Source organism: Corynebacterium sp. 21KM1197, assembly GCF_033783015.1.
GTDB lineage: Bacteria > Actinomycetota > Actinomycetes > Mycobacteriales > Mycobacteriaceae > Corynebacterium.
In genome coordinates this window covers 656,972-669,659 of record NZ_CP123907.1, presented here as the reverse complement: position 1 = coordinate 669,659, position 12,688 = coordinate 656,972, and the positions used below count along the sequence as shown (strand labels likewise).

The window sequence follows — 12,688 nt, the reverse complement described above, 5'->3', positions numbered from 1 at the left end:
GGAGCGTGGCAGCGGTAGTACCGTCCCGGAAGGTCCACCGGCAAATCCCGGAGTGCGTCATGAACATTCTGGCCTCATCAAAGGTCAACATGTTGTGGTGTTTCCGGCACAGGGAGGCGAGGTTGGTCAGGGCCGTCGGGCCGCCTACCTCGTACTCAATCACGTGATGCAACTCCGTGCACTGGGCCGAACAACCCGGATAACGGCAGCCGCCATCGCGCAGGCGCACCGCCGCCGCTAACACCGTAGAGGGATCGTGTCCCGGCGCCTCACGCGCCGCGCCGAGATCGCTGCGGTGGGTGATTCGTTTGGCCCAGAACCTCCCCTGCGCGGCCATGAGATCGCCCGCGCCCACCATGTGCATGGGCTTCCCCTCGGTGCCAAAGAGGTGGAGGTTCACCCGGAACTCCCCGGCCTCGGTGGCGAGGTGGAATAGCGCCTCCGAAAGCGAGCACTTTTCCCGCTGGGAGATCGCCCGGAGCGCCTGATACACGGCGTGCGCCTGGTCCCTGGGCAATCGGAGATCAAAGCGGGAAAACCCCGATTCATGCCGGAGCACGCGCGGGGGCGTGTCCCTCGCGTAGAAGTCCGGCACGAGGGAATCCACAAAGACGCGCAGCCTGCGCACGATGGCGCGGCGGGTGGGCAGAGCTTGTAAGGGCACCTCCGGGGTGAGGTAGGCGGCCAGGTGGGCGTCGATAGCCTCCCAGTGTTCCTCCGGCATTCCCCGCAGGCTGAGGGCCACCCCCACGATCCGATCCATGTCCAGCAGCCCCGCGCCGACGGCCTTGGCGTATAGGCGCGGCAGGTTCCGCAGCGTGGCGGCGGCGTAAATGCGGTTGCGCACAAAGGCGGGGCTGCGCCCCATGCGTGGAGCGAGCGATTCCACAGCCTGGCTGAACTCGTATTCCTCCGAGTCCGGCACCAGCGCCTCCCAGAAGTCCAGTTCCTCCTTGTTCATGCGCACGAAGCGCCGCGCTATCGAGTCCTCCGGCACGGTGCAGAGATAGCACGGCCGATCCGGTATCAGGCACTCCGCCACCGCGGTATCGAGCACCTCATCGGCAAAACTGACGGTCATTGGTTTCCCCCTCGTGGTTGTCCCCTGCCCACGAGGATACCCCATTTCCGTGATCCATGCGATCACGTGTTCGAAGTTCAACCTTGCCCACCCTCCACGATATGAGCCAGCAGAACGTCCCCCGAGTTGCCCCCGCTCGCGATCCTCTCGTTCAGATCGCGACTTATCCTGCTGGACGCTTACCGTGGTGCGTCCTACCCGCTGAACAAAGAGTAGAACATCTTTTGGTACAAGAATACAGGTTCTTTGACCATTACATTGTGCAAGCCGGAAAAATCTTAAAACCGCAGGCCACGAGGGGTTATCCGAGCGCCCGCCGCGCGCAAATCGGCCAAAAGTGGGTGCGTGAGAGCAGGCTTTCCATCTATCTTCTCCACCGCGCCGCTCCCGCTCAGGGCATCCACCACCTCCCCCGGATCGCCCAGCAAAACCAAACTTTTCCCGCGCAGATATGCCCGCATGTGGCCGTCGCTGAGCACCACCACCGCGCCGGAAGAACGGGACAGCCCCGCCCTGGGCCAGGGCAACGCCGCCCCGAACGGATTGGCGGGGTCGCTCGCCGCCAGCACCACGGTGGGCGCGGCGGGGGCGTCGCGCAGCATGTCGATCACTGCGGGCGAGGAGAACTGCGCCGCGCCCAGCCCCTCGATGAACATGCCGCGCATGGCCTTGCCCGCCTCCTCGTAACGGGAAAGCACCTTGTACGCGCGGACGAAGTTCCCGCCCTCAGCCGTCACGCTGCCGCGCGCCACCACGCCGTAGCGCCGCAGCCACTGGTCCTCCATGATGACCTCGCCGGGGCGCGTGCGGCTCCAACGCCCCAGGGTGTCGGCGGGCGTGCGACGCCGCACCTCCCCCGTATCTCGGGCGCGCAGCCGGGAGAAGGAATCCGGGCTCACCGCTCCCGCGCTCACCAGCGACCACAGCGTACTGCGCAGCGTCGCAGGATCGAGGGACACCTTGGCCAGGAGTTCCTGGAAAAGATAGGCGCCATCGAAGGCCGCCAGCACCTCCTGCTGCTCGGGGCTGAGTTCGGGAAGTTCGGGGGCGTAGTCATAGGGCAACAACATGACCCCGGAACCGGCCCCCACGATGCGCACTTCCCCGGAGGAGGTCAGCTCGTCCAGCATGGGTGGGGCGTAATCCTCCACCCGCGCAGGCAGGGCGCGTTCCTCCCATTCCCGAGCGGTCAGGCTCACCCCGGCCAGTTGCTCGATCACCTCGTACACCCCGTCGATCCCGCGCAGGGGCGTGGTGATGTGCTGCCAGTCCAGCAGGAAGTTCGCATATTTCTCCGGCGGCACCGGCTCGGTGGCCCGGCGCGCCCGCGCCAGGGAGCGTCGGCGCAGGCGATCCAGCGCGTCCGGGTCGCAGTATTCCTGCTCCTCCACCCCGTGCCGGAACCGCCCGCGCACCAGCGGTATCTCCGCCAGCACTTCCTCGCCTACTCCCAGATCCCGGAAGGCTTCCGACGCCGTGAAGGGCCCACGGTTCCGCGCCCACCGGGCGAGCAGTTGCGTCGGTTGATGAAGGATCGGGGCGTCAGCCGCCTGGGCGAAGTGAGGGCGTCCCGCCAGGTCGATGCGGATCACCCGCTCCCCCAGCGCCTCGGCCAGAATCATGTTCTCCGGGGTGATCGGGGCGGGGCCCACCTCGCGGAGATGGTCAGCAAACTCCTCCGGGGTGGCGGGGATACGGGGCCGCTCGTTCAGAATGTCTGGGTCGAGGATCTCGCGCAGATCCGTCTCCCCGAGTAGGGAGGCGAGCAGCGCGGAATCGAGGTGGCTTTCCGCCTGCGGGCGATCACCCTCATACATGAAGGCCCCGGTGTAGGTGAACAGCATGGTGGCGGCAAAGGGGCTGGGGCTGGTGGTGGTGACCTCCACGATCCGCACCCGATTCCGCGCGAGGTCCCGGTGGAGTTCTTCGAGGGCGGGGAGGTCGTAGACGTCCTGGAGGCATTCCCGCACCGTTTCTAGGACGATGGGAAAGGAGGGGTAGCGGCGGGCGGCGTCGAGGAGCTTGGCCGCGCGGTGGCGCTGCTGCCACAGCGGGGAGCGCCGTCCGGGGTTGCGGCGCGGCAGCAGCAGGGCGCGGGCGGCGCATTCCCTAAAGCGCGCGGCAAAGAGGGCGGATTCGCTGACCTTGGCGGCCACCTCGGCGGCGGGGTCGTGGAGGGTAAAGAGGTCTGCGGTGGGTGGGGCCTCGGTGGAGACCCGCATGACTATCCCTTCGTCCGTGGCGTATTCCGCGCCCACCGCTAAGGCCCAGGCGGCATTGACTCCGCGCCCGTAGGGGCTGTGCAGGATCGCCCGCCAGTCGCCTAGTTCGTCGCGGAATCTCTCCAGCACCAGGGTGCGTTCGTCGGGGATCACCCCGGTGGCGGCGGCCTGGTCGCGCAGGTATTCCTCGATGTCGGCGGCGGCCTGATCGCTGAGGTCGGCGCTGATGCTGGCCGCGTCCCGGCGCGCCGCCCCCACCGCCCGTCCGAGTTCTGCGGGCCGCCCGGTTTCATCCCCCGTCCAGAAGGGCAGCCGCCCGGTGTGGCCGGGGGCGGGGCTCACCAGCACTTGGTCCTTGGTGATCTCTTCGATCCGCCAACTGCTCGCGCCCAGGGTGAACACGTCGCCCACGCGGGATTCGTACACCATCTCCTCGTCGAGTTCTCCCACCCGGCGCGCGCCCTGGTCGCCGCCGATGAGGAAGACGCCGAAGAGCCCTCGGTCGGGGATGGTGCCGCCGGAGGTCACCGCCACGCGCTGGGCTCCAGGGCGGGCTGTGAGCACGCCCTCGCTGAGCACCAGGTAGGGCTTGAGTTCCGCGAAGTCCGTGGCCGGATAGTAGCCGGTGACCAGGTTGATGACGGAGTCGAAGGCCTCCCTGGGCAGGTCGCGGTAGGGGTAGGCGCGGCGCACGAGCGCGTACCATTCCGCCACCGGGGTGTCGCGCTGGGAAACCTCGGCGATGGTCTGCTGGGCCAGCACGTCCAGCGGGTTGCGCGGAATGTGGATCTCCTCGATGAGCCCCTGGCGCATGCGGGAGACGATCACGGCCATCCGGAAGAGGTCGGCGGGGTGCTGGGGGTAGAACTCCCCGGTGGAGGTGGCTCCCACCGCGTGGCTTGCGCGCCCCACGCGCTGTAATCCCGCCGCCACGGACAGCGGGGAATCCACCTGGATCACCAGGTCCACCGCGCCCATATCAATGCCTAGTTCCAGGGAGGAGGTGGCCACCACCGCGCGGAGATTCCCGGCCTTGAGCGCGCCCTCGATCTCGGCGCGTTCCTCGGTGGAGACGGAGCCGTGGTGGGCCCGCGCGATGAAGGTGGGGGCGCTGCCCGCGGTATCCGTGGACTTCATCAGTTGAGCGGGATCGCGGCGCAGGGGTGCGGCGAGGGCCTCGGGTTCGTGTTGCTCCGCGTAGAGTTCGTTGATCCTGGAGGTGAGTTTTTCCGCCGTGCGCCGGGAATTGACGAATACGAGCGTGGAACGGGCGGACATCACCTGGCGGTACACGTTGGCCGCTAGTTCCTCCACGTCGATCCCGTGCACCCGCAGGTTCCACTGCTTGTGCGCGGGTGGGGCGATGATCTCCACGTCCTGCCCTAAGAAGGCGGCCACGGTTTCCAGCGGGCGCACGGTGGCGGAGAGCCCAATGCGCTGGAAGTTCGCTCGGGCGGCCAGGCGTTCCAGGCTCAGCGCCAGGTGCACCCCGCGTTTGCTTCCTGCCAGGGCGTGCACCTCGTCCACGATCACGGTGTGCACCGCGCCCAGGATCGCGGAGGCTCGGGAGGTCAGCATGAGGTAGGCGGATTCCGGTGTGGTGATGAGAATGTCCGGCGGGTTGCGCACGAGTTTGCGGCGTTCCGATTGCGGGGTGTCGCCCGAGCGCACCCCCACCGTGATGTCCAGGCCCATCTCCTCGATGGGACGGCGCAGGTTGCGCTCCACGTCCGCGCCCAGGGCCTTGAGCGGCGAGATGTAGAGGACCTTGACGCCGGGAGGGGCGTCGATAAGCTTGCTGATCGCGGTGAGGAACGCCGCGAGCGTCTTGCCCGATCCGGTGGGCGCCACCACGAGCGCGTTGCGGCCCTGGGCGATCGCCTCCCACGCCTGCTCCTGCACCGGGGTGGGTGCGCCCAGGTTGTCCTGGAACCAGGCGGCGACGCGGGGGTGAAAGCGATCGAAAACGGTCATGCCTAAATCTAACCAAAGGGATAAAATGGCGGGCATGACTGTGCTTTCCGACGCCCGCCTCACCCATCACCTCGCCCAGGGGGCCGCAGAGATTCTCAAGGGTATCCGCAACGTGGGGCTGCTGGGGGGACGCAACCTTGGCGACGCCGGGGACGAGCTGGCCCAGAGCTGGATCTCCCGCGTGCTAGAGCAGCACCGCCCCGGCGATGGGTTCCTCTCCGAGGAGGCTTCCGACGACCTCGATCGCCTCGGCAAGGAGCGGGTGTGGATCGTCGATCCGCTCGATGGCACCAAGGAATTTGCCACCGGCCGCCAGGACTGGGCCGTGCACATCGCCCTGGTGGAAAACGGAGTGCCCATTCACGCCGCTGTGGGGCTGCCGGATCTGGGCGTGGTTTTTGATTCCAATGACGTCCGCGCCGTCACCGGCCCTTATGCCCGCAAGATCGCGGTCTCGCGGCGGCGGCCCCCGGCGGTGGCCTCCGCCGTGGCCGAGGCCCTGGACTGTGATCTCCTGCCCATGGGCTCCGCCGGGGCCAAGGCCATGCACGTGCTCCTGGGCGATTGCGATGCCTATGTGCACGCCGGTGGCCAGTACGAATGGGATCAGGCGGCCCCCGTGGGTGTGGCCAAGGCCGCCGGGTTGCACTGCTCGCGCCTCGACGGCAGCAAACTGACCTATAACAATAAGGACACCTACATTCCCGACCTGCTCATCTGCCGCCCTGAATTGGCGGAGGAAATCTTGGAGGTGGTGGCGCAACAAGGATAACTTAAACTTCCATGAAAATTACCCGTTCTTTCCTCGGGGTCGCCCTCGCTATCACTGCGTTCGCCCCCGCCGCGCACGCCAGCACCACTATCCAGCAGGGTGCCGTGATCCACGCCATGGAGGGATATATGTGCACGCTCAACATCGTCGATGAGCACACCGCCTACACTGCGGGAAGAGCACCTGGAGCGTGGACGATACCATCTACTCCCTCCACACCGGGAAGGCCCTAGGCACCATCGCAGGATTGGGGTCCGATCTCCCCTTCCCCCTCGACGTCGTGCAGATCGCCCTCAACCCGGACGTCCAGGTGACCGGGCACGTGGGGCGGGGCGACTCCGCCGCGACGACTACGCGTAATTCCGCTCCTCCGATAATTACAGCACCGGGATCATCACGGAGGCCACGCCCCGGCGCATTATCCTGAGCGACAACAAATACCCCGGCATCCTCATCAACTCCAACGTGGTCACCTACGCCGGGAACTCCGGCGGACTTCTCATGGATCGAGACGGCAACGTGGTAGGCGTGCTTGCCGCGAGCAACCAGCAGGACGATTCCCTGTTTACCCCCCTGCATCTGCTCGAGCTAGAGTTTGGGGAGCAATAACCCTCAGCTCATAATCGCCAACGCGATCCACGAGTTCACGGTCGTGCGTCACCACGATCACCACGGCCCCCTGCTCGGCGCAGGACCGTATGACCTCAGCCATCTGTTCCATCGCCTCAAGGTCCAGCCCAGAGGTCGGTTCATCAAAGACAATGACCTCCGCCTCCGCGATCCGCGCAGTCGCCACCGCCAGGCGCTGCCGCTGCCCGCCGGAGAGGCTCAGCGGATGCCGATCCTCCAGTCCCGCCAATCCAAGCGAGGCGAGCAGCGCTCGGCAGTCTCGCCTGCCGCGAAGACCAAGCCGCAACTCGTCCTCGACGCTTTCGCCGAATAGCTGGCGGTTGACGTCCTGCATGACCGCCGCACACACCGCCCGGCGCCGCCGGGGAGAAAGTTCCCGCCCGTCCAGCTGCACCTTCCCCTTGGCTTTGTGGAGGCCAACGAGCATGCGCAGCAGCGTGGACTTCCCCGCGCCGTTGCGGCCCGTCACACACGTCACCGCGCCTCGGGGAAACCGCGCGTTCTCCACAATCAGTCCGTCCCCGCCGAGCGACGCCGGGGGAAGCGGGTTCTCCGGGGGTTCCTCGAATGAGCGAAGCCCCGCCCGGGGCATGGCCCAGAATTCCTCGGCGGGGAGGTCACTGACGATGCGCCCGCCCTCCATCCGCACCACCCGATCCACCACGCCCACGAGGTGATGCAGCCGGTGCTCGGCGATGATGAGCGTCGCCCCGGATTCCCGCAGATCCCGCACCGCCTCGGCGAAGTGGCGGGTGCTCGCGGCGTCGAGGTTCGCGGTCGGCTCGTCGAGCAGGTAGAGCCGCGGCCGGGACACCACGGCGGCGGCAAGCGCCACCCGTTGCCGCTCGCCGCCGCTGAGTTCCGTCATGCCGCGCCCCAGCAGGCCGGTGAGCTCAAAGCGCTCGGCAGCCTCGTCTATTCTTCTGAGAATGTCCTCCCTGGGTAGCCCCGCGTTCGATGCCCCAAGGGCGATCTCGGAGAGCACGTCCGTGGCAAAGAATTGGGTGCGGGGATTCTGGAACACGGTGGCAGCGATGCGACCCGTGACGGCGAGGTCGGCCGTGGCCGGGTCGATCCCGCCGACCTCGACGCTCCCGGACAAGCTCCCGGGATACACGTGCGGAACGAGTCCGTTGAGCACGCGCAGTAGCGAGGACTTCCCCGCCCCGGAGCGCCCGGTGATAAGAACCGCCTCGCCAGGATCGACCCTAAGGTTCACGTCGTCGAGGAGGACGGTCTGCTCGGTGGTGAGGGTGAGGCCACGGGCGTGAACAACCGGGCGGGATGAATGCATCTTCTAACCTCCGATGGATTGTTGGACGGCAAGCGCACCCACCGCGACCGCGACGAGAAGCAGCAGCGCATCCGCCCACCGCAGCCGCAGGAGCACGACGGGGGTGGGCGTGCGCGTGCTTCCCAGGCCCCGAAGCAGCGCAGAGGCGGAAAGTTCGTCCCCTGTGCGCACGGAACTCGCCACGAGCGGCAGCACCGCCCGGCGAACCGCCGTCACCGGGTGCAGGAACAACGCCGGCCCCGAGGACACGATGCCCCGGAGGACGAGGTTATCGCGGATAGTGCGGGCATCGTCCACGACCACCGGCAGAAACCGCACAGCGACGACCGCCGGAACCACCAGCACCCGGGGCACCCTCGCCCACCCCAGCGCCGAGAGGAGCGAGCCGGTGGTGATCCCGCCGAGCAGCACCCACGACAACAACCCCACGAGGAGGAAGCGGTAGGTAAAGGTGAACGCGAAGGCCACCAGGGCAGGCAAGGCGGCGTAGACCAACACCACCTCAAGGGCGAGGACGATAGCAGCGAGAACAGGCCGCCTCGCGGACAGCAGGGCCACCGCGACGATCACCGCCCCGACCATCTCAAGCGGTTCCGTTCCCACGGCCAGCAGGGAGACGTTGATGATAACAAGGGCAACGAGGGCGGCGCGAGGATCAAAGGCCCGCACGAGAAAAATAGGATCGCAGGACGCGCTGGCCGATCCACCCGCCGATGAGCGCGGCGACGAAGAGAATCACAATCATCGCGACGATCATCGGCGTGGAGAGGAAATCGCTGAAGCGCTGGGCCCACTCGGGATCGGAGTGCTCAGCGTACCGGGCGACGATGTCATCGCGCATGAACAACAGAGGCAACAAAGAACCGATGGGATAGATGCCAAAGATGCCGTAGCCGAGAATCGTGCGCCGGGCATCCCGGTAGCCCCCGCTGCGGATAATCAGGTCCGCGAGGAGGCCGAGGAGGAAGGCAATCGGCACACCCACAAAGGCGTCGCCAAGCAGCCCGGAGATGAGGCTCAGCAGCGTGGCCGTGATAGTCACGAGGCCAAAGCCCTGGACGCGCCTGATGAACAGCGCGAAAGGGATGCCATTGATGATGACCGCGGTGACGGCCCCGAAGGGTTGGACCTCCGGGCCGAACACCCCGATGGCGTTGCACAGAACGTTGATGACCGCGAGGATCACCGTGAAGATACCGACGGTGACGAGGTCACGGCCGGAGAGAGGGGTTCTCATGGGTATGATTCCTTTCGTACCTAGTTTGATTGTCGATCGGCCGCGAGATTCCAGCGGCCGGCTTCCTCGCGGAGGGACCAGAACCGCCGGTAGCGCTCGTCGCCCCGGGCGAGTTCCTCGTGGGTGCCTCGGGCCGCGATCCGCCCGCCCTCAAGCAGGAGAATCTGGTCTGCGCCGCGAATGGTCTCTAGCTGGTGGGCGACCACCACCACGGTTGCCTCGCGGGATAGATCCGCGAGGGCCTCGGTCACGGCCCGGCGGGTCGTGGGGTCAAGAGCGCTGCTCGGCTCGTCGCATACAACAAGCGGGGCCTTGCGCAGTAGCGCCCGAGCAACGGACACGCGCTGCCGCTCGCCCCCGGAAAGTAAGCTTCCTCCCTCACCGACGCGGGTATCCCAGCCCTCGGCGAGGCGATCGGCGATCTCCGTGACGTGCGCCCGGTCGGCTGCCGCGCGGATCTCCTCCGGGCTCGCCGAGGGGTCACCGAGGGCGATGTTCGCCCACAGGGTGTCGTCGAAGAGATAGACGTCCTGGAAGATCATCGATATATGGCCATAGAGGTCGGTCGTCGTCATATCCCGTAGATCCACGCCACCGATCTCCACGGAGCCGGAATCGACGTCCCATAGCCGGGCGATGAGCCGGACGATGGTCGTCTTGCCGGAACCCGAGGGGCCGACAAGCGCGGTGTACGTTCGATCCGGGACCGTGAGATCCACGCCGTCGAGCACCCGGTGTTCGCCGTAGCTGAAGCGAACGTCGCGGAGGCGGACGTCGGCGCGCTCCGGGAAGGCCACCGCCTCGGCGGGCTCCGGCAGACCGGGCGTGGTCAGCAGCGCGCGGACGTCGTCGATCTCCTCCTTCGACTGGTGCAGGGCCGTGGACATGGACGACACCACCCGCAGCGGCCCGACGGCGAGGGCAACGAGGCCGACGAGCGCCACCGCCGTCACGGCATCGCCACCTCCGGTGGCAGTCCACACCGCAAGCGCCGAGACCACGCCGAGGATGAACTGGAGGACAAACCCCTGGAGCACCATCCCGCCGACGGACAGCCACAACGCCCGGCGGCCCAGCTCCCGCTGCTGATCAATCGCCCGGTGCAGCGGCGGATAGTCCGCAGCGATGCCAGAGGAGCGCAAAACCTGCTGGCCCCGGGCGAACTCCAGCAGCCGGGAATCCGTATCCGCACGAACCCCCCGAACCCGCTCCTCTCCCGCGGATTCCCATCGGGCAGCAACCCGGGCGGACAGGTACACGACCGGCCCGGCGGCCATGAGCACCAACCCGACCCGCCAGTCCAGCAGCAGCGCACCAACGGCGATCGTCGCCGGGGCCGTGATGCTCACGGTGAGGGGAACGAGCACGTCCATCGCCGCCGTGGCCACGAAGAGCGTTCCCCGCACCGCGGAGTGAGACGCTCGGCCCTGCGACTCCGGGCCAAACCAGCTCAGCGGTAGGCGAAGCAGCGTACTCCCCAGGCCCCGGTGCATCGAGCGGATCACGCCGAGCGAACCGGTGAACCCGGAGCTCGTGGCGACGGCCATGATGACGGAATGGAGAAGCACCGCAACGCCAAGAACAATGAGCGCCCAGCCAGTTGCGGGCCAATCGGCGCGGAAAAGCGCGGTGAAAACGGGAACCATGAGCAGGATCGCGATGCCCTGCGTGATTCCGGCCGCGACGGCGAGGGTGAGGACCCGGTGCATAAGCCGGGTATCCTGGCCATCGGTAAGGGCAAGCAACGAGCGGATCATCGGGTGGCCTCCTGTTCGGTGGATTGTTCCATGTCTTCCCACATGCGGGCGTACAGGCCGCCGCGAGCCAGAAGCTCGCCATGCGTCCCGGACTCGACCACGGCCCCCCGATCCATGACGAGGATGCGATCCGCGTCCGCGATGGTGGTGAGACGGTGGGCGATGACCACAACCGTCCGGCCGCGCGTGAGTCGAGTGAGCCCCTCCTGGACGGCGGTCTCGGATTCGGGGTCGGTCGCGGACGTGGCCTCGTCGAGAATGAGCACCGGGTTGTCCGCGAGCAGCGCGCGGGCGATGCCAATGCGCTGAGCCTCGCCGCCGGAGAGGCGGGCGTCCTCACCAATCACCGAGTCATACCCACGGGGCAGGGCGAGAATGCGCTCGTGGATATTCGCCGCCCGCGCGGCCTCAATGACCCGTTCCTTTGGCGCGCCCGAGGCACTGAGACAAATGTTGTCGATGACGGACATGGACAGCAGTCCCGTGTCCTGAAACACGGTGCCGACGGTGCGCCGCAGCACCTCTGGATCCATATCACGCACGTCCACACCGCCGACGGCCACGGAGCCCGCGTCCGCGTCCCGGAACCGAGCGATAAGGGCGGCCAGGGTGGACTTACCCGACCCGGACGGTCCGACGAGGGCGGTGACGCCACCAGCGGGGATCTCCGCCGTCACCCCGTCCACCGCCGGGGTATCCGTGCCATAAGAGAAAGTAACGTCCCGCAAGGTGACGCTATAGGGCCGCTCCGGGCGCCGGGGAGAATCGGTCACCGGCAGCTCGGGCTCGTCAAGGATCTCGACAACGCGCCCGGCGGCGTCGATAGCCTGGGTACGGGCCTGGTTGCCGAGGGCGAGGGTCTGAAGGCTCGCCGGCAGGAGCATGGCGATGACGGTGACCACGAGCACGTCCGCCGGACGGCTCCACCCCGCGTGAACGAACCACGCGCCGAAGGCCAACTCGACCGCCCCGGCGAAAGCCGCGGACAGAAAGACCACGGCAACGGACTGGGCACGCATCTGCGGGGCAACCAACGCCGCAAAGTTGCGCAGGAAGGCATCCGAGCGCTCGGTGAACCGACGCGAACCCTCCTCCCCGTGGTTGAAGATCTTGAGCACGGCCACACCGTTGACGTACTCCACCACCGCGTCAGAAACCCCGGCGAGGCCCTCATGGATACGATCCATGACCTCCCGGTTGGAGCCCCGGGCCAGAACGCTGAACACCACGGCGTAGAGCACTCCGGGGATCAGGGCTACGAGGCCAAGCCGCCAGTCAAGAAGGAAACACACGACGACACCCGCAAGCGGAGTAAGCACGCCCGCGACGATCTCCACAACGGTGTGGGCGACGAGTTGGTGCAGCGAATCAACGTCATTCTGGACGGCCTGGCGCACCCGCCCCGAGGAGCGATCATCGAACCACCCGAGAGGCAGCCGGGACAGCTTCGCCGCGAGCGTGAGCCGCAGGCGGGCTTGGAGGCGCACGTCCGCGAAGTGCGTAATCATCAGGGCCACGGCACCAAAGAGAGCGCTGAGCCCAAGGCCGGTGAGGAACCACAGGAGGGGGCCGGCGACGGCGACGTCACCGCCAAGGAGGCGATCAGTCAGGGTAGCCAACGCCACATAAGTCACGATGGTCATCGCGGAACCGATCCCCTGGAGGATCACGCCGGCTGCGAGGGCGGGCAGCACCGGGCGCAAGATACGGGTTGTGGTCAT

The 12,688-nt window shown here is 67.1% G+C and carries 9 protein-coding genes and 1 pseudogene; 3 read left to right on the top strand and 7 right to left on the bottom strand.

What is annotated here, in order from left to right:
- Nucleotides 1-97: 97 nt before the first annotated feature.
- Both OLW90_RS03260 and OLW90_RS03255 read right to left on the bottom strand, forming a co-directional pair.
- A pseudogene (locus OLW90_RS03260) lies at nucleotides 98-337 on the bottom strand (HNH endonuclease signature motif containing protein); the annotation flags it as partial.
- Between the two features lie 1,022 nt (nucleotides 338-1,359).
- Complete coding sequence (locus OLW90_RS03255; RefSeq protein WP_319651337.1) at nucleotides 1,360-5,277, bottom strand: DEAD/DEAH box helicase; 3,918 nt, start codon at nucleotides 5,275-5,277, stop codon at nucleotides 1,360-1,362.
- Between the two features lie 34 nt (nucleotides 5,278-5,311).
- Here OLW90_RS03255 and OLW90_RS03250 point away from each other — a divergent pair, with 34 nt between their 5' ends.
- The 3 genes from OLW90_RS03250 (at nucleotide 5,312) to OLW90_RS03240 (ending at nucleotide 6,658) form a co-directional block, all read left to right on the top strand.
- Complete coding sequence (locus tag OLW90_RS03250) at nucleotides 5,312-6,049, top strand: 3'(2'),5'-bisphosphate nucleotidase CysQ (RefSeq protein WP_319651336.1); 738 nt, start codon at nucleotides 5,312-5,314, stop codon at nucleotides 6,047-6,049.
- 190 nt (nucleotides 6,050-6,239) lie between these two features.
- Complete coding sequence (locus OLW90_RS03245) at nucleotides 6,240-6,476, top strand: hypothetical protein (protein ID WP_319651335.1); 237 nt, start codon at nucleotides 6,240-6,242, stop codon at nucleotides 6,474-6,476.
- 38 nt (nucleotides 6,477-6,514) lie between these two features.
- Nucleotides 6,515-6,658 carry a hypothetical protein gene (locus OLW90_RS03240; protein ID WP_319651334.1) on the top strand — a complete coding sequence of 48 codons (144 nt, stop codon included), beginning with the start codon at nucleotides 6,515-6,517 and terminating at the stop codon, nucleotides 6,656-6,658.
- Here the strand turns inward: OLW90_RS03240 and OLW90_RS03235 are convergent.
- From OLW90_RS03235 to OLW90_RS03215, 5 genes are read right to left on the bottom strand one after another with little or no spacing between them, the layout of a single operon-like run.
- Nucleotides 6,615-7,973: an ABC transporter ATP-binding protein gene (locus tag OLW90_RS03235; protein ID WP_319651333.1), complete on the bottom strand. Its 1,359-nt coding sequence runs from the start codon at nucleotides 7,971-7,973 to the stop codon at nucleotides 6,615-6,617. The two genes, OLW90_RS03240 and OLW90_RS03235, sit on opposite strands and share 44 nt — an antisense overlap.
- A gap of 3 nt (nucleotides 7,974-7,976) precedes the next feature.
- The gene (locus tag OLW90_RS03230; protein ID WP_319651332.1) at nucleotides 7,977-8,642 is read right to left on the bottom strand and encodes an energy-coupling factor transporter transmembrane component T; all 666 of its coding nucleotides are present in this window, start codon (nucleotides 8,640-8,642) and stop codon (nucleotides 7,977-7,979) included.
- A complete protein-coding gene (locus tag OLW90_RS03225) occupies nucleotides 8,629-9,210 on the bottom strand; it encodes an MptD family putative ECF transporter S component (protein WP_319651331.1) in 582 nt (193 codons plus the stop codon). The genes OLW90_RS03230 and OLW90_RS03225 overlap by 14 nt, the downstream gene beginning before the upstream one ends.
- Nucleotides 9,211-9,230: 20 nt before the next feature.
- Entirely contained in the window at nucleotides 9,231-10,967 is a 1,737-nt protein-coding gene (locus OLW90_RS03220; protein WP_319651330.1) for an ABC transporter ATP-binding protein, read from the bottom strand.
- Nucleotides 10,964-12,688, bottom strand: coding sequence for an ABC transporter ATP-binding protein (locus tag OLW90_RS03215; RefSeq protein ID WP_319651329.1), 1,725 nt, complete (start codon nucleotides 12,686-12,688; stop codon nucleotides 10,964-10,966). The genes OLW90_RS03220 and OLW90_RS03215 overlap by 4 nt, the downstream gene beginning before the upstream one ends.

Excerpts from the sequence above, each read along its gene's own strand:
- OLW90_RS03215 (WP_319651329.1), bottom strand. The coding sequence starts at position 12,688 with ATGACCACAACCCGTATCTTGCGCCCGGTGCTGCCCGCCCTCGCAGCC.
- OLW90_RS03225 (WP_319651331.1), bottom strand. The coding sequence starts at position 9,210 with ATGAGAACCCCTCTCTCCGGCCGTGACCTCGTCACCGTCGGTATCTTC.
- OLW90_RS03235 (WP_319651333.1), bottom strand. The coding sequence starts at position 7,973 with ATGCATTCATCCCGCCCGGTTGTTCACGCCCGTGGCCTCACCCTCACC.
- OLW90_RS03220 (WP_319651330.1), bottom strand. The coding sequence starts at position 10,967 with ATGATCCGCTCGTTGCTTGCCCTTACCGATGGCCAGGATACCCGGCTT.
- OLW90_RS03250 (WP_319651336.1), top strand. The coding sequence starts at position 5,312 with ATGACTGTGCTTTCCGACGCCCGCCTCACCCATCACCTCGCCCAGGGG.
- OLW90_RS03255 (WP_319651337.1), bottom strand. The coding sequence starts at position 5,277 with ATGACCGTTTTCGATCGCTTTCACCCCCGCGTCGCCGCCTGGTTCCAG.